20 protein-coding genes and 3 tRNA genes are annotated in these 19,284 nt (G+C 33.5%); 11 read left to right on the top strand and 12 right to left on the bottom strand.

Annotation, left to right across the window (positions count from 1 at the left end; translation table 11 throughout):
* Window positions 1-73: transfer RNA gene (locus ACN0WY_RS03135), tRNA-Gly, on the top strand.
* Window positions 74-115: 42 nt separating this feature from the next.
* Window positions 116-188: transfer RNA gene (locus ACN0WY_RS03130), tRNA-Gly, on the top strand.
* Window positions 189-219: 31 nt separating this feature from the next.
* Here the strand turns inward: ACN0WY_RS03130 and ACN0WY_RS03125 are convergent.
* Window positions 220-867 carry a rhomboid family intramembrane serine protease gene (locus ACN0WY_RS03125; RefSeq protein ID WP_330488305.1) on the bottom strand — a complete coding sequence of 216 codons (648 nt, stop codon included), beginning with the start codon at window positions 865-867 and terminating at the stop codon, window positions 220-222.
* 91 nt (window positions 868-958) lie between these two features.
* Between ACN0WY_RS03125 and ACN0WY_RS03120 the strand changes: the two genes are divergently transcribed.
* Window positions 959-1,867 (top strand): lysophospholipid acyltransferase family protein, encoded by a 909-nt coding sequence (locus ACN0WY_RS03120; protein ID WP_417799531.1) that lies wholly within the window; start codon window positions 959-961, stop codon window positions 1,865-1,867.
* 83 nt (window positions 1,868-1,950) lie between these two features.
* On the opposite strand, the gene ACN0WY_RS03115 is transcribed toward ACN0WY_RS03120, so the two are convergent.
* The 4 genes from ACN0WY_RS03115 to ACN0WY_RS03100 form a co-directional block, all read right to left on the bottom strand.
* Window positions 1,951-2,026 (bottom strand) — tRNA-His (locus tag ACN0WY_RS03115).
* Between the two features lie 55 nt (window positions 2,027-2,081).
* Window positions 2,082-2,798, bottom strand: coding sequence for a bacillithiol biosynthesis deacetylase BshB1 (gene bshB1 / locus ACN0WY_RS03110; protein ID WP_417799530.1), 717 nt, complete (start codon window positions 2,796-2,798; stop codon window positions 2,082-2,084).
* Window positions 2,799-3,956, bottom strand: a complete 1,158-nt coding sequence (locus ACN0WY_RS03105; RefSeq protein WP_417799529.1) for a trans-sulfuration enzyme family protein — start codon at window positions 3,954-3,956, stop codon at window positions 2,799-2,801.
* A gap of 75 nt (window positions 3,957-4,031) precedes the next feature.
* Window positions 4,032-5,441, bottom strand: coding sequence for an MATE family efflux transporter (locus ACN0WY_RS03100; RefSeq protein ID WP_417799527.1), 1,410 nt, complete (start codon window positions 5,439-5,441; stop codon window positions 4,032-4,034).
* Between the two features lie 152 nt (window positions 5,442-5,593).
* Here ACN0WY_RS03100 and ACN0WY_RS03095 point away from each other — a divergent pair, with 152 nt between their 5' ends.
* The 6 genes from ACN0WY_RS03095 (at window position 5,594) to ACN0WY_RS03070 (ending at window position 10,905) form a co-directional block, all read left to right on the top strand.
* Window positions 5,594-6,352: a Rossmann-like and DUF2520 domain-containing protein gene (locus tag ACN0WY_RS03095; protein WP_417799526.1), complete on the top strand. Its 759-nt coding sequence runs from the start codon at window positions 5,594-5,596 to the stop codon at window positions 6,350-6,352.
* A complete protein-coding gene (locus ACN0WY_RS03090; protein ID WP_417799525.1) occupies window positions 6,336-6,863 on the top strand; it encodes a KdsC family phosphatase in 528 nt (175 codons plus the stop codon). Before ACN0WY_RS03095 ends, ACN0WY_RS03090 begins: the two co-directional genes overlap by 17 nt.
* A gap of 45 nt (window positions 6,864-6,908) precedes the next feature.
* Window positions 6,909-7,334, top strand: coding sequence for a DUF2147 domain-containing protein (locus ACN0WY_RS03085; RefSeq protein WP_417799524.1), 426 nt, complete (start codon window positions 6,909-6,911; stop codon window positions 7,332-7,334).
* A gap of 80 nt (window positions 7,335-7,414) precedes the next feature.
* Window positions 7,415-7,894, top strand: a complete 480-nt coding sequence (locus ACN0WY_RS03080; protein WP_417799523.1) for an RrF2 family transcriptional regulator — start codon at window positions 7,415-7,417, stop codon at window positions 7,892-7,894.
* 66 nt (window positions 7,895-7,960) lie between these two features.
* Window positions 7,961-8,683 (top strand): iron-sulfur cluster repair di-iron protein, encoded by a 723-nt coding sequence (gene ric / locus ACN0WY_RS03075; protein ID WP_417799522.1) that lies wholly within the window; start codon window positions 7,961-7,963, stop codon window positions 8,681-8,683.
* Between the two features lie 2 nt (window positions 8,684-8,685).
* Window positions 8,686-10,905, top strand: coding sequence for a nitric-oxide reductase large subunit (locus ACN0WY_RS03070; protein WP_417799521.1), 2,220 nt, complete (start codon window positions 8,686-8,688; stop codon window positions 10,903-10,905).
* A gap of 56 nt (window positions 10,906-10,961) precedes the next feature.
* On the opposite strand, the gene ygiD is transcribed toward ACN0WY_RS03070, so the two are convergent.
* From ygiD to ACN0WY_RS03055, 3 genes are all read right to left on the bottom strand, one after another.
* Complete coding sequence (ygiD, locus tag ACN0WY_RS03065; RefSeq protein ID WP_417799631.1) at window positions 10,962-11,792, bottom strand: 4,5-DOPA dioxygenase extradiol; 831 nt, start codon at window positions 11,790-11,792, stop codon at window positions 10,962-10,964.
* A 133-nt stretch (window positions 11,793-11,925) separates the two neighbouring features.
* Window positions 11,926-12,501 (bottom strand): YceI family protein, encoded by a 576-nt coding sequence (locus ACN0WY_RS03060; RefSeq protein WP_417799520.1) that lies wholly within the window; start codon window positions 12,499-12,501, stop codon window positions 11,926-11,928.
* A gap of 18 nt (window positions 12,502-12,519) precedes the next feature.
* On the bottom strand, window positions 12,520-13,029 hold the full coding sequence (locus ACN0WY_RS03055; protein WP_330488317.1) for an NAD(P)H-dependent oxidoreductase: 510 nt from the start codon (window positions 13,027-13,029) through the stop codon (window positions 12,520-12,522).
* Between the two features lie 110 nt (window positions 13,030-13,139).
* On the opposite strand from ACN0WY_RS03055, the gene ACN0WY_RS03050 reads away from it, so the two are divergent.
* Window positions 13,140-13,496: a winged helix-turn-helix transcriptional regulator gene (locus ACN0WY_RS03050; protein WP_125344477.1), complete on the top strand. Its 357-nt coding sequence runs from the start codon at window positions 13,140-13,142 to the stop codon at window positions 13,494-13,496.
* 743 nt (window positions 13,497-14,239) lie between these two features.
* Entirely contained in the window at window positions 14,240-14,407 is a 168-nt protein-coding gene (locus tag ACN0WY_RS03045; RefSeq protein WP_417799519.1) for a hypothetical protein, read from the top strand.
* Window positions 14,408-14,456: 49 nt separating this feature from the next.
* Here ACN0WY_RS03045 and ACN0WY_RS03040 read toward each other — a convergent pair whose 3' ends face one another.
* From ACN0WY_RS03040 to ACN0WY_RS03025, 4 genes are all read right to left on the bottom strand, one after another.
* Window positions 14,457-15,380 carry a type IX secretion system membrane protein PorP/SprF gene (locus ACN0WY_RS03040; RefSeq protein WP_417799518.1) on the bottom strand — a complete coding sequence of 308 codons (924 nt, stop codon included), beginning with the start codon at window positions 15,378-15,380 and terminating at the stop codon, window positions 14,457-14,459.
* Between the two features lie 4 nt (window positions 15,381-15,384).
* Window positions 15,385-16,614 carry a gliding motility-associated C-terminal domain-containing protein gene (locus ACN0WY_RS03035; protein WP_417799517.1) on the bottom strand — a complete coding sequence of 410 codons (1,230 nt, stop codon included), beginning with the start codon at window positions 16,612-16,614 and terminating at the stop codon, window positions 15,385-15,387.
* Between the two features lie 30 nt (window positions 16,615-16,644).
* On the bottom strand, window positions 16,645-18,318 hold the full coding sequence (locus ACN0WY_RS03030) for a hypothetical protein (protein WP_417799516.1): 1,674 nt from the start codon (window positions 18,316-18,318) through the stop codon (window positions 16,645-16,647).
* Window positions 18,319-18,713: 395 nt separating this feature from the next.
* Window positions 18,714-19,271 (bottom strand): hypothetical protein, encoded by a 558-nt coding sequence (locus ACN0WY_RS03025; RefSeq protein ID WP_417799515.1) that lies wholly within the window; start codon window positions 19,269-19,271, stop codon window positions 18,714-18,716.
* Between the last annotated feature and the right edge of the window lie 13 nt (window positions 19,272-19,284).

Raw genomic sequence — 19,284 nt, 5'->3', positions numbered from 1 at the left:
GCGGGAGTAGCTCAGTTGGTAGAGCGTCAGCCTTCCAAGCTGAATGTCGCCAGTTCGAACCTGGTCTCCCGCTCTAATTTTTACATAATTGTAAGCAATTACAAAAGTCTTTACCGCGGGAGTAGCTCAGTTGGTAGAGCGTCAGCCTTCCAAGCTGAATGTCGCCAGTTCGAACCTGGTCTCCCGCTCAAAAAAACCGAAACATTAGTTTCGGTTTTTTTATTTATTCAGTTTTAATTTATCTCCAAAGAAGAACACCCCTACTATGATGAGCGCCATCGCACCAATCATTATGGTATGATTTGTTATGACACTTGGTCGTAAGAGTAAAGTGATTAAATATCCACCAATAGCACCTCCTAAATGAGCTGAATGACCGATATTACCTACTTGGTTTTTCATTCCGTAAATAGAATACAGCAAATACCCAACACCAAAAATATACCCCGGTATAGGAACAGGTATTGGTAATATAATTAACTCCATACCTGGATACAACATTATAGAAGAAAATATTATTCCCGACACAGCTCCTGATGCTCCAACTGCACTATAATAAGCTTCTCTTTTATGCTGATACAACGAATACATACTTCCTGCCATTAAACTTGCAAAATAAATTAATATAAAGTTTAATGTTCCAAAACTTGAGTCAACTACTTTTCCAAATAAATACAAAGCGTACATATTAAATCCTAAATGCAACCAATCTACATGCAAAAAACCTGAAGTTAACATTCGTAGTTTCTCTCCCCCTAATATTTTTTGAACTTGAAATTTATAGCGATCAAAAAAAGTAGCATCACTAAATCCTTTTAAAGACACTAATACATTCGCTACAATTAATATAATAATAATTTGACTCATATTTTTTTTTGTGTAAGTACAAACATAAACAAAAGTTAATAAAGTGAATCATTCATTAATTAATACGATATTTGCCTAAAATTAAAACTTAATGAAACTACTCATCTTTATTATTGTGTATCCGCTAATATGGATACTATCAATTTTACCCATGAGATTACTATACATAATTTCTGATTTTTTCCGTCTTGTTATTTTCAACTTGGTAGGATATCGTAAAAAAGTAGTAATTCAAAACCTAAAAACGGCTTTTCCTGAAAAAGGCGATACAGAAATAAAAAACATAACAAAGAAATTCTACAAACATTTCTTCGATCTAATTTTTGAAAGTATCAAAGCTTTTACAATTAGCGAAAAAGAAATACTCAAGCGATACAAGTACAAAAATCCTGAAGTTATAAACAAACTTGCCAAAGAGGGAAAAAGCATTGCTTTAGTTGGAGCACATCAAGCAAATTGGGAATGGTCTTTTAACTTACCACTGGCACTAGACATTCAAGTTTTTGGTGCTTATACAAAACTGGCTAATAACTATTTTGAAAAAGCTGTAAAAAACTCTAGATCTAGGTTTGGTATTACAGGGTTCAAAACTTCAGAAACAGTAAAAGGCATTCACAAAAACAATCAAGAAAACATACAAGGACTGTACATTTTATTAAGCGATCAATCTCCTCAAGTACACAAAACTCATTACTGGACTGAATTTTTAGGCATTAGAGTACCGATACATACAGGCGCTGAAATGCTTTCTAAAAAATACGATCTTGCTGTTGTTAACTACTGTGCTAAAAAAATTAAAAGAGGACACTACGAAACCGAATTTGAACTTATAACCGAGATTCCTAAGGATTATGAAAACTATCAAATTACGGATAAATATTTAAGCATAACCGAAAAAAATATCAAAGCACAACCAGAGTTTTATTTATGGACACACAAGCGCTTTAAGCATAAAGACAAATACGAACAATGGTTAAAAAACAGAAAAGCTTCTCAATAAACTGAGAAGCTTTTTTTATTCAACATTAATTTAAAAGAATAAATTTAAAACACAAAAAAACCTTCTCAAATTGAGAAGGTTTTGGGTGAAAGACCGGGTTCGAACCGGCGACCTCCGGAACCACAATCCGGCGCTCTAACCAGCTGAGCTACAATCACCATGTAACTTGCGGGTGCAAATATACAAGCTTTTAGTATTTTGACAAAACTTTTTTTTAAATTAATTTACTTAAATTTTCTACCGCCACGTAACGTTCTGACGTAAAGCCTTCTGCAAAATCAACCCCTATCAACCTCCCTAAGTCTCTTGCTCTATACTCTATACTATCTGTAAAGTTTTTACTCGTAATTGGTGTTTCAGGTTCGTTACTTTTCGGGTCAAAAAACTGAGACGAATATGCCATAACTGAGCTTATTTTTTTATCCATAAAACCAGTAACATCCACCACAAAGTCAGGTTCAATATTTTTCCATTGTATATAGTGATAAACTTGTTTCGGTCTCCATTTTTCTTGTTGAACCCCGTCTAACTCAGTTACTATTTTAAGCAAACCACTTAAAAAACAAGCGTCGGACACTAGCTGACTTCCCTTAGGGTGATCGATATGACGATCGTCAATAGCATTACACAACACTATTTCTGGTTGATACTTACGTATCATTTTAATAATTTCTAATTGATGTTCTTTATCGTTTTTAAAAAAGCCATCTGCAAAGCCTAGGTTTTCACGTACTGAAACCCCTAAAATCTCAGCCGCATTTGCAGCTTCTTTATCACGCAATTCAGCAGAACCTCTTGTTCCTAACTCTCCACGAGTTAAATCGACTATCCCAACTTTTTTTCCTTCTGAAATTTCTTTGGCTATGGTAGCTGCACATCCTAGTTCAACATCATCTGGGTGCGCTCCAAAAGCTAATATATCTAGTTTCATTTATTGTATTGTTTTTTGTAATGCTTGTTCTATATCTTGAATTAAATCTTTTGTTTCCTCTATTCCTACCGAAAAACGAATAAGCCCATCTTGTATTCCTTGTTTTGCTCTTTCTTCAGGTGAAAGCAATGCATGTGAAGTTTGGGTAGGGCTCAACACCGTACTTTCTACTCCTGCTAAACTCATAGACGGTTTTATAAGTTTTAAATTACGTTGAAAAGTCATAGCATCTATTTCTTCCTGTAACTCAAAAGACAACATACCTCCAAAATACTTCATTTGAGATTTAGCCAACTTATAATTTGTATGCGATTTTAATCCTGGGTAGTACACCCTAGCTATATGTTCATTTCTCTCTAAATATTTTGCCATTTTCAACGCATTTTTACTTTGGCGTTTTACACGTAAGTTCATTGTTTTTAAACTACGCTCTAACATCCACACTGTAAAATCACTTAGGCTACCTCCTAAATTCTTTGCTAAATTCCATATGCGGTGTATGTGCTCTTCTGAAGCTGCAACGGCTCCCGCCAATATATCTGAATGACCTCCCATGTACTTGGTAGCAGAATGTATTATTATATCAATTCCAAAATCCACTGGAGTTTGATTAATTGGAGAGGCAAAGGTATTATCAATCATGGTTATTATACCGTGCTTTTTTGCCAAATTAGCAACCGCTTGTATATCTACCACTTTTAATAAAGGATTGGATGGCGTTTCAATAAAAATTACACGTGTGTTTGGTTGAATTTCTTTTTCAAAATCTTCAATAGCTAAACTATTGGTAAACGAATATGCTATTCCGAATTTTTCAAATTCTTCTACTACAAAGTTATAGGTTCCTCCATATAATGTTTCTTGTAACACGACATGATCTCCTTTTTGCAAAAATGCTAATAAAGAAGTACTAATCGCTGCCATACCTGAACCAAACAGTAAACCTGCTTCTGTTTTTTCTAAAGCTGCTATTTTTTTACACAAAGCTTCCTGATTAGGCGTATTAAAATAACGCGGATATCTTTTTATGGTTACATTTTCAAATTGGTAAGAAGTTGACATATAAATAGGAGAAATGGCTCCTTTAAACTGTTCGTCTTTTATTTCACCAACATGGGTACAAATAGTGTTAATGCCTAATTTTTGCTTGGTATTCATAGTAATAAGAGGTTTTAAAATCTCAGCCTTTAGATTTCTTTACAGAACTTTAGTAGCTAAGTTACAAAAACTCCCTTATACCTTAACAGATTTCCATTTTCCTTTTTTAAACAACCAAATACCAACAACAGCTATTAAAACTTCGGCTAAAGTTATTGCTAAAAAAACTCCAATAGGTCCAAATTCTAGTGTAATTGCCATTAGGTATGCAAATGGTAATTGAAATAACCAAAAACATACAAAATTGATATAGGTTGGTGTTTTGGTATCTCCTGAGCCGTTGAAAGATTGAATTACAACCATTCCATAAGCATATGCTATGTATCCAGCTGCCATAATTTGCAAACACAAAGCTCCATTTTCAACAACTTCGGTATTTTCAGAAAACCATCCTAAAAAAGTTGGTGCAAAGAATATGTAAATCAATGAGACAGCTCCCATAAAAAAGGCACAGTATTTACTCGTTATCCAAACAGATTTTTCGGCTCTCTCAGGTTGTTCTGCTCCTAAATTTTGCCCTACCAATGTCGCAGCAGCATTACTCATTCCCCAAGCAGGCATTAAGGTAAACATCATTATTCGAATGGCAATGGTATATCCTGCTAGCACTTCACTACCAAACTCAGACATAATTCGCATTAAAAACACCCAACTTGAAGTACCTATTATAAACTGTCCTATTCCGCCTAATGACACTTTAATTAAATTTATCATTACTGAAACCCTTATTACTAAGTCTTTGACCGCTATTTTTATTTTACCAGCTCCAAAAAATAATACTCCTAATTGCGCTATAACTGCCGTTCCCCTTCCTATAGTTGTTGCTATGGCAGCTCCTTCTACTCCGTATGCAGGTATGGGGCCTACTCCAAAAATAAGAATAGGATCGAGTATAATATTTAATCCATTTGACAAGATGAGCGTCCACATTGCAATAGATGCATTTCCAGCTCCTCTAAAAACAGCATTGATTAAAAAGAGTAGCATTACAGTAATGTTTCCTCCTAACAATACTTGGGTATAACCAAAGCCTTCAGCAATTAAATCAGGTTCTCCTCCCATTAATCCTAATATTTCTTTCGGATATAAAATTCCAACAATACTGATAAGAATAGAAATAAAAACTCCTAAAAAAATAACTTGTACTGCTGTTTGATTTGCTCCTTCTGAATCCTTCTCTCCTGTTCTTCTAGCAACCAAAGCAGTTGCTGCCATACTTAATCCTATGGCTACCGCATACACTAACGTAAGTACCGATTCAGTTAATCCAACAGTAGCTACGGCGTTTACGCTTACTCTTGATACATAAATAATATCTACCAAGGCAAAAATAGATTCCATCAGCATTTCTAAAATCATCGGAATTGCTAATAAAAAAATTGCCTTACGAATGCTTCCTGTTGTAAAATCTTGCTGCCTTCCTAAAACAGCATCTTTAAAAAGTGAGAATATGGATTGTTTTGATGTTTGATTGTTATCAGTCATTATAAAGTTTTATAAATACATAAAATTGTCTTAAAAAGCGTAAGACTTAACTATTTGTTGCTCAAGCAACACAACTATTTGAGGTGACTTATACAATCATAATGGTACAAATATGCGAAAATAATTTTAATTAATTTCAATATCTTCGTGCTATGATTAAGGTTGCCATTATAGGAGGCGGTAATGTAGCTACACATTTAGCCAATGCTTTTAGTAAAACAAACGAAGTTTCGTTAGTACAAATGTATGCTCGAAATATTGAGCAAATTCAACACTTAAAAGACCTTACTTCTATTACCAATAGTATAGAATTTTTAACAGAAGCCGATGTGTATATCATTGCGGTTTCTGATGATGCTATTAGTGATGTTTCTCATAAAATTGAACAACAAAACGGTTTAGTGGTGCATACTTCTGGTAGTGTAGCTATGCAATCGTTACAAAACACTGGACGTAAAGGTATTTTTTACTTATTACAAAGCTTTTCTAAAGACAAAGATGTGAACTTTGATGAAATTCCTTTTTGTTTAGAAGCTGAAAGTGAAGAAGATTTACAGTTGTTAGAAACCCTTGCTAAATCTATTGGAACAAAGGTATACCGTATCAACTCAGAACAACGTAAACGATTACACGTTGCTGCTGTTTTTGTAAACAATTTCACGAATCATATGTATAAAATGGGTGCTGATATTTGCAACGAACACCAAGTTCCTTTTGAAGTATTACTCCCTTTAATTCAAGAAACAGCTCAAAAAATAATCGAATTGAGTCCTGAGGCAGCACAAACAGGTCCTGCCAAAAGAAATGACCAAAAAACTATTCAAAACCATTTAGCATTATTAAATGCTGAACAACAAGAAATTTATAAACTTATTACAAAATCAATCCAACAAAATGGAAAAGAGTTATAAAGAATACTTACCTCAAATAGATACCTTTATTTTTGATGTAGACGGAGTATTAACTAACGGAATCGTAACCGTTTTTCCTGACGGACAGCTTGTACGTCAAATGAATATTAAAGATGGATATGCTTTAAAAGCAGCTGTAAAAGCTGGTTATAGGGTTTGTATTATCTCTGGTGGAAAAAACGAAGGAGTGCGTACACGTTTAGAAGGCTTAGGTATTACCGATATTTATTTAGGTGCTCATGATAAAATTCAACAATTTAATGAATTGGTTGAAAAATATAAACTGAACCCAGAAAATATAGTGTACATGGGAGATGACATCCCTGATTACCCTGTAATGAAACTCGTTGGTATGCCCTCTTGCCCTAACGATGCAGCTCGTGAAATACAACAAATTTCAAGATACATTTCTGATAAAACTGGTGGTAATGGTTGTGCTCGAGATATTATAGAACAGGTTTTACGTGTACAGGGAAAATGGGAGAGCAACTTTGATGCACAATACGATTAATTGGAATACTTTTTGAAAACAATATACTATTAAAACTTTTAGATTATGAAAAAAATACTTTTTGCTTTATTATTTACAACCGTTAGCTTATCGATGAGTGCACAAACTATTTTCGGAAAATGGGAAAATCGTGACGAAGAGACCAACAAAGTTGACTCTGTAATTGAAGTATATAAAAAAGATGGAAAGGCATACGCTAAAATTATTGAGATTACAGACAAAAATCGTCAAGAAGCTCTTTGTGATAAATGTAGCGGTAAACGTAAAAACAATCCTATTTTAGGAATGAATATTTTAACCGGCCTATCTAAAGATGGTGACGAATGGAGCGGAGGTAAAATTTTAGATCCTAAAAACGGAAAAGAATACAAGTGTTATATTAAACTTGAAAACGACAACAAATTAAAAATTAGAGGGTATATAGGTTTTGCTGCTTTTGGTAGAACAGCCTACTGGTACAGAAAAAAATAAACCCAGTATAACAATATATAAGAGCATCCTAAAAAAGGATGCTTTTTTTATAAAAAAATAAAAGACTTAAGTGTCTTTTTTTGAAGAAAACTAATATCTTTGTAGCATATTATTTTTCTATGTTTTCAAAATCTTGTGAATACGGTTTAAGAGCGACTATTTTTGTTGCAGAACAGTCAAACTCAGGTACAAAAGTTGGTGTAAAAGCCATTGCTGCTGCTATTGATTCTCCAGAAGCTTTTACAGGGAAAATATTACAAATTTTAACGAAAAACAATATTATCGATTCTATTAAAGGTCCTTATGGCGGATTTGTAATTAATAAAGCTGACCTTAAAAGAATCCGCTTAAGCGATGTGGTTCGTGTATTAGATGGTGATAGTATATATACAGGTTGCGGATTGGGTTTAAAACAATGTGATGATAGCTCTCCGTGCCCTCTTCACTTTAAATTTGTAGAAATTAGAGATAACTTGAGAAAAATGTTAGAAGGAAATACCCTTCATGATGTATTATACACAAACGACAAGAAAAATACTTTTTGGCTAAAACGAGAATAAAAAAATTTACAATAATAAAAGATAAAAAGGTCTTTTTATAATTTATAAACTATAAACAGAAACAAAATGGAGATAAATAACAACACAACAGTAGCAGATATCGTTGCGAATAACTATAAAACAGCTACAATTTTTAAACTATACGGAATTGATTTTTGCTGCAATGGTAACAGAACTATTCAAGAAGTTTCAACAAAGAAAAACATTGTTCCAGATACATTGATCAATAAACTCATCCGAATTGATAGAGGTTCAAAATCTACTAACGACTATCAAAACTGGTCCTTAGATTTTTTGTGTGATTACATCTATCAAAATCATCATACCTATGTAGAAAAACAAATTCCTGAAATTTTAGAGTACTTAACTAAAATAGCTAAGGTACATGGTAACAACCATCCTGAGCTACACGAGATTTTGCAACTCTTTAAAGAAAGTGCTGGAGAACTTACCACCCATATGAAAAAAGAGGAACTTATTTTATTTCCTTTTATAAAAAAGTTAGTTGAGGTGAGTAATTCAAATACGCCCCTTACTCCTCCTCCCTTTGGTACGGTAGAAAACCCTATAAACATGATGCATACTGAACATGATAATGAAGGTAGTAGATTTAGAACAATTGCAAAACTTACCAATAATTACACTCCACCTGAAGATGCTTGTAACACTTATAAAGTTGCTTTAGCCATGCTACAGGAGTTTGAAGAAGACTTACACAAACACATTCATTTAGAAAATAACATTCTATTTAAAAAAGCAATCAAATTAGAAAATCAATTAAACAATTAATAATGAGAAAAATTTGGACTGGATTTATTGCAGTAGTGGTATTATCATTTATTGCATTAATATGGGTAGGTACAGAAATTTATCAAACCCAACCCCCTATACCTGAAACAGTAAAAGTTAACGGAAGTAATGAAACTATATACACTAAAAAAGACATACAAGATGGACAAAATGTTTGGGAATCTATTGGAGGTATGGAAGTCGGATCTATTTGGGGTCATGGGAGTTATGTAGCTCCAGACTGGACAGCTGATTGGATTCACAAAGAAGCTGTTTACTTATTAAACTACTGGGCTAAAAAAGACTTTAATACCAACTATGATGCTTTAGATGAAGAAAACAAAGCTGCTTTAAAAGCTCGTTTGGTAAAAGATATTAGAACCAACACCTTTAATGAAAAAGACCAATCAATAACAATTTCTAAAGAGCGAAAAGAAGCCATTGAAGCAAACGCTGCGTATTATGCAAGCATTTTTTCAGAGGGTCATGAACAATATGCCATTCCAGAAGGTGCCTTAACCGATACTGAAAAACTAGCTAAACTTAATGCTTTTTTATTCTGGACTTCTTGGGCTGCCAGTACAGAAAGACCCAATCAAGACTATACCTATACTTCTAACTGGCCTCATGAACCGTTAATTAACAATACAATTACTCCCGATTCACAACTCTGGTCAGGGTTCTCAATAATTTTATTGTTACTATTTATTGGAGTGTTGACCTATTACTACATTCGAAATCATGAAAAAGGAGAAGCAGTAACAAACCCAAACAACGATCCTTTATTAGACTTAAAGTTAGTCAGCTCTCAAAAAGCAGTATTAAAATACTTTTTAGTCATCTCACTTCTTATTGTATTACAAGTTGTATTGGGTATTGTTACTGTGCACTATACGGTAGAGGGTCAAGCTTTCTTTGGTTTTAATTTATCAGAATATCTTCCGTATTCTATCTCTAGAACCTGGCATACACAACTTGCTGTATTTTGGATTGCCGCTACATGGTTAGCAACAGGATTATTCTTGGCTCCAATTATCAGCGGTAAAGAAATGAAGTACCAAGTTTTCGGAATCAATTTCTTGTTTATCGCCTTGTTAATTATTGTTTTGGGTTCTATGCTAGGAGAATGGTTAGGTGTACATCAATTTTTGGATTTAACTACTAATTTCTTCTTTGGCCACCAAGGATACGAATACATGGATTTAGGTAGATTCTGGCAAATATTCTTAGGTATTGGTTTAATTTTATGGGTAATTATGGTTGGTAGACACGTACTCTATGGTATCCGTAAAAAAGACGACTCAAAACATTTACTTTCTATCCTATTAATAGCTGTAGTTGCTATTGGTATGTTCTTTTTCTCAGGATTAATGTATGGAGAAAACAGTTCACTACCTGTAATTAATTATTGGAGATGGTGGCTCGTACACCTATGGGTAGAAGGATTCTTTGAAGTATTTGCGACGGTGATTATTGCCTATATTTTCTCTCGAATGAAAATTATTTCAACCAAAACAGCAGGAAAAACAGCGATAGCATCAGCAACAATTTTCTTAGCAGGTGGTATCATTGGCACCTTACACCACTTATATTATTCAGGAACTCCAGTACAAGCCATTGCCTTAGGAGCTACGTTTAGTGCTTTAGAAGTGGTTCCACTTACCTTAATGGGCTTTGAAATTAGAGAAAATTGGAATTTATTGAAAAAGAATGCTTGGATTCAACGTTACAAATGGCCTATCTTTTTCTTTATTGCTGTTGCCTTTTGGAACATGGTCGGTGCTGGTGTTTTCGGGTTCTTAATCAATCCTCCTATTGCGTTGTACTACATCCAAGGGTTAAACACAACTGCGGTACACGCACATACTGCACTATTTGGAGTATACGGTATGTTAGGTATGGGCTTTATTTTAATCTGCCTACGCTTGTATTCAAACATTGCCTGGAACGAAAAACTCGTAAAAAATGCATTTTGGTTTTTAAACGGTGGATTGGTATTAATGGTGGTATTAAGCTTATTACCAGTAGGTATCATTCAAGCATATACTTCAATTACCAAAGGATATTCTTTTGCTAGAGACCCTGAGTTATTATACAATCCAACAGTACAAACTTTAAAATGGATGCGAATGATAGGAGATATTGTATTCTCTTTAGGTATTGTATGTTTCTGCTGGTTTGTGGTAAGAACAACAATTAATGCAATAAAACAAAAATCGTAACCCCTCCTTATTTTTATAAAAAGTCTGTGTAGACCCCATCTATACAGACTTTTTTATTACCCTATTTTTAAGGAAGTCATACTTAAAGAACCCGCTAATAGTTTATCATTAAAAAGCTGAATTTTTTCATTTTTTTGTTGCAATCCTAAACTATAAATTAACGGTAAATAATGATCTGGCGTTGGTATTGCTAGCTGAAAAGCTTTTGACTGTTTTGTATAATCAATCAAAGGTTGATAATTTCCTTCTAATAAGTATGTGTTAACCGTTTCTCTTGCTTCAATAGCCCAATCATATCCGTAATTATCCTTATCAAAATTTTTCCAGTCAACCATTCGTAAATTATGAACAATATTTCCACTACCAATAATCAATACACCTTTCTGTCTTAACGATGTTAGCTGTTTGGCTAATTCAAAATGATAGTTAGCGTCTTTGGTATAATCAATACTCAATTGAATTACAGGTATATCAGCCTTCGGAAATAAATGTTTTAATACGGTCCAAGCACCATGATCTAACCCCCAATGCTCATCTAATTCTACAAAATTAGGATGTAACAATTGTTTGGTTTCTTTTGCTAGTTCAGGGCTTCCGATTGCTGTATATTGCTGTTCAAATAACTCTTGAGGAAAACCACCAAAATCATGAATTGTTTTGGGCATTTCCATTGCTGTTACTTTTGTTCCTTTGGTAAACCAATGTGCCGAAACACAAATGATTGCCTTGGGCTTTGGAAGTGTTTTTGAAATATGTTGAAAACCTCTCGTAAACTCATTTTCTTCAATCGCATTCATAGGACTTCCATGCCCTAAAAACAATACTGGCATTGTTTGAGAAACAGGTAAACTATCTGATAACTTTTTTAACCCACTTAATGTTCCCATACTCAAGTTTACTGATGCTAACCCTAATAACTGTAAAAACGTCGTTCGTTTCATAAGGGATTCTTGTTTAACTCTATTTTAAAAACATACCCCAAACCAATGTTTGAGGCATGCATACAATCTTAGTTGGGTTTTAAAAAACCAAATCAACTACCAAATCAAACTCGTCGTATATTGCTTTATCTTTTAAATCATCAAAAAAGCTTGTAGAACCGTATTTCACATCATACTTTGCTCTATCTACTTTTAACGATACTGTTGCTTTTCCTCCGTAAACAGAAATTTGAAAAGTTACAGGATTTGTTTTATTCTTAATTGTTAGGTCAGCTGTTACTTCGTACGAATTCTTTCCTTTAGCTTTCACCTTAGTAAAAACTAATTTTGCTGTTGGATGATTATTCACCCCGAAAAAATCATCTGATTTTAAATGATCTTCTAATTTCTTTTGGTACTTTCCTGATAAATCTGTCACTGCTATAGAAGTCATATCTATTGTAAACTCCCCTCCTACTAATTTCTCTTTTTCAAAGTTTAATACTCCTGATTGTAAACTAACCGTTCCTTCGTGAGAACCTGTTACTTTATACCCTTTCCATACCACTTTACTTTCTTTGGTATTTACTTTTTTAACTTCTTTTGTAATGGTAGTAAACGATAGTGTTGCAAATGCAATGAATACGAACACTAGAGGATTTTTTAAATTTTTCATTGTTTATGGTTTTTATAATTATAAGATTAAATCTGCGTATTGTTTAGAATTTACTTTTATGTCTTCAAGCTTCGGATTGTCATTAGCTCCGTAAAACACGTGTAATGGTAACATTTCTAATCCGCAATATTGAAACGAAACAGTTACTGATTTTAATAAGTCTTCTAAAGATACGAAACTATTATAGGTTTCTTCAGTACCTCCTGTTGATACCGATAAACGAAATTTTTTCCCTTTTAACTTATCTCCATCTGGTCCAAAAGCCCAACCATACGTTAATACCTCATCCATCCACTTTTTTAATAAAAATGGCGTATTGAACCAATGCAACGGAAATTGAATAATAATGCTATCATGATTCAATAATACTTCTTGCTCTTTTGCTACATCGATATTTAAATCTGGATACTCTTTATATAATTGGTGAATGGTTACTTTATCATCATGCTGTTCCAGCTCATCTATCCAAGTTTTGTTAACTTTTGACTCCTCTATATTTGGGTGTGTTACAATTACTAAGTGTTTCATTCTTTTATGTTTACTTATTTTTATATCACAAAAGTATGTATATTTGCTATATAAAAGTAACTACTATACTTTAGTATACCAGTATACAAAAGTATACCAACTAAAAAAACATGGAAGCAGTTGTTCAAATGGAAGAGCTAAAAAGATGCTCTGTTCAATATGTATTAGCATTAAGAGACACTTTAAATGTAATAAGCGGAAAGTGGAAACTATCTATCATTGGTAGCTTGTTATATGGTAAAATGCGCTTTAAAGAATTGCAACGAAATATTGGAAAAATTTCTCCAAGGATGTTATCTAAAGAATTGAAAGATTTGGAAGCTAACGGAATTATTAAGCGTACCATTTACGATACCACTCCTGTTACGGTTGAATATGAATTAACAGAATCGGGAATGCGATTACATACTGCCTTAGACGTGATGGTTAAATGGGGTATTGAGCATAGAGAGTTAACTTTAAAATAAGTTGATCCTTCTTTATTATTCCACTCAACATTACATATAACGTCCTTAGAAAACAAGTTAAAATTAACAACAAACTGTCACTTCGAGTGAAATTCTTGAAACATAGTGAAAGGAATTTTGTATCGAGAAGTATTTGGTAGTAACAAGGTTCTCGATACTATTTTGTTCCACTTGATTACACAAAATCACTCGAACTGACATCTCAACGTCATTATGAATTGAACACAGTACGGTGGCGTTTATCCGTACTTTTCTCTACTCTCATCACAATAACGATAATAAAACGTCCTTAGAAAACAAGTTAAAATTAACAACAAACTGTCACTTCGAGTGAAATTCATGAAACATAGTGAAGGGAATTTTGTATCGAGAAGTATTTGGTAGTAACAAAGTTCTCGATACTATTTTGTTCCACTACGTTGCACAAAATCACTCGAACTGACATCTCAACGTCATTATGTCTACCTCCTCGCCAAGACGAAAACCAACAAACAACAACGTCATTACGAACTGAACAGTAGCGAAGTGAGAGAAACCGTAAGGTTCAGCGGAGCTAAATCTCTTGAATAAGAATTCCTATAACTTTGAGACCTCTCATATCCATTCGAGGTAACAGTAGTCTAGAAACAGATTGCTCTCACCCACTCTTTTAATAAAGGTATGAGAACACCTTACTTTTTTTACGGTTATTTAAACAGTTTTCTATTAAGAACTTTTTATTTTTAAATTCTAAAACTAAAGTTATGATTAAAAACATTTTGAACTTAGGTTCTACCTTAAACAAAAATGAACAACAATTTATTAATGGAGGTGGTGATGATCCTGTTACAAGTTTATGCATTCCTGCTCCTAGAGAAGCTACTACTTGTCTTATGCCTATTAGTGGTGAATGTTGTGGCTTATGGGATTAAAACTAAAAAACATAAAAGCTGTTTAAAAACAGCTTTTATGTTTTTTAGTTTAGAAAAACCTCGGTTGTTTATAAGTACTTTCTCCTGTTTTAAAATCAAACAATAACAAGAACTCGTGCGATCCTGAACTAAATTCTCCTAAATTCGACACTGTGTGATCATAAGCGTAACCTATTTGTAGGTTTTTCTTTATTTTAAAATTAATTATTCCACTCCAGGAATCATCTAACCTATGAGATATTCCAAATTCCACCTTATTATTCCATAGTAAATTCAATGATAAATCTAAAGACAAAGGTGCTGAGTCTGCATATTTAACGAATGTTGATGGTTTTAACTGAAAATTATGTTTTAAATCCATCACATATCCTGCTGCCAGAAACCCATGTATTTTTTCAGATGCTTTGGTTATTTTTCCGTTCGACCTTTCAAAATGTAGTGTTTCTAATAAATTAGGAACAGAAATTCCCGCATAAAATTTTTCTTGATAATAAAATACGCCAACACCAAAATTGGGATATGTTTTATTGCTATTCTGGCTAAATTTAGGGTCATTTGACTCTACTTGATTTAAGGTTAACAATCCAATTTGTTGAAAAGTTGCTCCTGCTTTTAATCCAAAAGCTAATTTCCCTCTTTCTGAAGTGTTAATCGTAAAAGAAAAATCGGCATAAGCATGTGTTTCACTTACAGGTCCTATTTTATCATGAATTAAAGAGCCCCCCAACCCTACTTTTCTACTTACTGAACTATGTATAAATCCACTAAAGGTTTTTGGAGCTCCACGAACACCTACCCATTGCAATCGCGACAATAGACCTAAATTTATTCCTTCTTTACTACCAGTATAAGCAGGATTAACAACTGCCATATTATAAATATATTGAGTGTACTGGGGATCTTGTTGAGCGAATCCTCTACTACTTATTTTCACTAATAAAAACAGTAGTATTACATATGTTTTCTTTTTCATATAACTACTTGTTTAAATACAACCAACCTTGATATGGTTTTGTCTTTCCGTCATTAAAATCTACTACATACCAATAAGTCGTTGCTGGCATTACTTTTGTCTTTCCTGTTAATGTTAACCTTCCGTCTGATTTACCATCCCACCAAATTGGATTCAACTGATTGTTATTACTGTACTTATATACTGTATTTCCATACCTGTTATATATTTTTATTTTAAATGTAGGGTATGCTTCAGCCAAACCTGGTATTACAAATTCATCATTGATACCATCACCATCTGGGGAGAAAGAATTTGAAACAGAGAAGTCTATAACAGGATCAATTGTTCCTCTTTTCTTTTCACATGCTAATGTAAAAATACCATAACCAGAAACGTTTGCGGTTATGCTTTTACGAGAACTATCTATTTTAACTCCTTCTCTTTCTTTAATCCATTTTTCTCCATTCCACCGAACAATTATTATTTTACTTGGATCTGAATAAATATCTTCTGGAGTAGTTAGGTTACTCCATGTTAAAGTCAATGCAATCAACTCATCGTTTGATTTGTTTTGGACATCCCAAAACTCGTTCATATCTATTAAACCGATATCTTCTTCCTTCGTACTGAAGTCTATATTTGCCTTTTCCCAGTTAAAGCAGACATAAAAATTTGTGGTTGGATCTGAAGGGGCAGAAATAGTCACTGCTCTTGGTACAAATGTTTTTGAATGATAGTCTCCTACAGGAAAAACAAACCTTTCATTTCCTCTTTTTTGTACTTTGTTATTTACATAACTTTTATTGCTAACCCCTATATTAGTTGCTCCATTAAAATAAGTAACGATTCCTTGTTCACCAGCTTTTAAAATCCCATTTTCAAAAAATGTAGTTCCTGCAATTTCTATTTCTTTATCTAAATTAAAAGCTAAGTCTGCGGACTGATTATCAAATTCTACAAGCATAAAGCTGGAAGTTCCTCTTCCTGAAATAGTTTGACTGTCACTCCCTACAAAACTGGTAAGCCCGGTTATTTTATCATTTGTAAACTTAAACTTTCCATCGTTAGTAAAGTTTTTAAACAGGTATAAATCACCATCATTTACAATTGCTCCATAATCTTTTATTAATATATCTTCATGAACACTTATCAATGTATTTTCAGAAATATAAAAAGACCCAATGTTTGTCATTTGAGCTTTTACAACTATAACAAAACACGTTATTACTAATAAGAATATCTTTTCTTTCATAATTATAAATTTTTAAAATAGTATTGATAATTATAAAGAAGTACTATCGATCTGATACCAATAGTAATTTGTTCCATCAAAACCGCATTGTATTGTTATAGAAGAGTTGATTCCTAACAAAGATAATCCTGTAATCAATCCTGATCCTTTTATTGTACTTCCCCCTGTAACATTCAAATTTAACGCTACGGAAAGGCCTATTAAAAGTCCATTGCCTGCTCTGTTTACAATTACTATCTTATTCCCTAAATTACTACTATTGGGCGTTGGTATAGTTATATCTGCTCCCAATCCAAGACTTATTAGTCCTGTTTGCTCTATTATTACAGTTCCATCTGTATTGTCTATGATTGTAGTTGTAGTTGGGTTTTTAACAACTCTTATATTATTTAACCTCACTAAAGAAGTGTTGATGGTTGAAATATCAGTCTGGTTAGTTGTTGCTAAAACATTATTTCCAGCCACATTTCCAGCTAAGGAGGAAGCTCCTATATCCACAGCCCCCCCGTTAACTAAACTAATAGTATTACCACTCAAACTTAAATCTTGTGTATCTGAATCAACCGCAATCCACGTTGTTCCATCACTCGTGGAATATAATATCCCTGAAGCTGTATCTGTATAAACTTGACCTGCAATCCCCGTCACTACTCCATTAGGATTTCCTGTTCCTGATAAAGTAGCATCTTGACCTGCTGCTCCAGTATTTCCTTTTAAGGAAGTGATAAAGTCAGCTTCGGTTCCGCTGTTTCCAGCATCCAACCAGACTTGATAGGCAGATTTTCCATCCGTTCCATTGGCACCTGCTGCTCCAGTATCTCCTTTTAAGGAGGTGATAAAATCAGCTTCGGTTCCACTGTTTCCAGTATCTAACCAGACTTGATAGGCAGATTTTCCATCAGCCCCATCGGTTCCGTTAGTTCCTGCTGCTCCGGTATTTCCTTTTAAGGAAGTGATAAAGTCAGCTTCGGTTCCGCTGTTTCCAGCATCCAACCAAACTTGATAGGCAGATTTTCCATCTACTCCATCGGTTCCGTTAGTTCCTGCTGCTCCAGTATTTCCTTTTAAGGAAGTGATAAAATCAGCCTCGGTTCCGCTGTTTCCAGCATCTAACCAGATTTGGTAGGCGGATTTTCCATCGGCTCCAGACGACACAACTGAACTCCATAATCTACCATCTGAGCTATACACTTCTCCAGAATTGGTGTCTACATATAAAACTCCTCCTAAAGGATCTATAGAGTTGCTTATTGGTGATCCCTCACCTGTTAATAATTCATTCTTTCCTAAAAGAGATGATAAATCAACTGATTTAGAGCTTGCATTCTCCAACTCTAGAGTAAGAATATTAGAGCTACTTAAGTAAAATTTTTTTATTTGTTGATCGTCTGCTTGTGAAGCAACAAGGTTTGAAACTGTTGTTATATCCGTTAACTTTTCCCATAACGATCCATTCCAATAATAAAATCCTTTTCCTGAAGTTTTATTGGTATTATAAACTAATAGACTTTCGTTAATCGTACTGCTACTTACTGGTGAAGCAGTTTTTAAATTGTCAATATTTAATCTGGGTATTAATAAGCCTTTGGTATTAGACTTAATATCTAACTGAGCAGATACATTAGGTGTTAAGGTTCCTATACCTACTTGTGCGGTAGTAATTACACTTAAAAATAAGAGTACGAGGGTAGCTAATTTTTTCATTATTCGCTTTGTTTGGGTGGGACTTCGTGGTAATCATGTGTTACATTTAATTAAATTTTATTAATAAATTTTGATGTTCTTTCGAGTAAGTAAAGGCGTTATATCAGCATTGTCTTCATAGCTTAAAGGCGATAAATTTGAAGAAACACCTAAACAAACTGATTTACAACATACTAACCAAATACAATTTACTAAAAAAAAATGATTTTTACGAATTCTTATTTTATTCCCTCAATAACACTTTCCTCTAAGCATCAATTTATATGTGTAAAATAATACATAAAATAGCCTTGAAAAAACACAAGATCCCAATAAACTTAATTATTTCGGTTTAGGTTTATTGGGATTTTGACAGTATGCGAACTGTTATATTTTAAAAGTCCACCTTCTTATTGCTAATAATTTCTTCCATACAGTAACACCTTGTCTTTATCATTAGACGAAAAAGCAAAAGACATTTTTTTACTAATGTATGACTTATCGGGTTTGTATATAAAAAATGAAGCTGAGTTGGGTACTTTTAAATTCCAACTAGACGATTGTGACAAGGTCCCTGGTAGTATTAAGGCAATGTGTCCATGTACGTTTCCTTTATAAACGGCTACAACTGCTTTTTTTACATTGGCATATCCTTGCGCATTGTTTAATGCGTTTTGGTCATTTGCTTTTCCCAACAACGTCCATTTTGAACTGCTTTTTAAATACTTGTAAATTTCATTTGCTACCATATGTCTGTTCTTCTCTGTGCTATAAAAGTCGTTAACGCCATATGCGGATTTTAATGCTTCTGAAACAAACTTATTACATGGCGATATATCGTCTATAGGCTCTTTGCATTGCAGAAATTGATATAATATATTGGTTAAATCACTTTTCCAGTTAGTATTTAACTCCTGTGCTGCAACTGTATAAGTTGTTAGCAATAATACCAGTAATGTGTACATAGTTTTCATATCGTTATTTTTA

Source organism: Tenacibaculum sp. (assembly GCF_048269885.1).
Taxonomy (GTDB): Bacteria; Bacteroidota; Bacteroidia; order Flavobacteriales; family Flavobacteriaceae; genus Polaribacter.
Note: the sequence above shows the minus strand (reverse complement) of the source record. Positions and strands in the feature narration are given on the sequence as shown.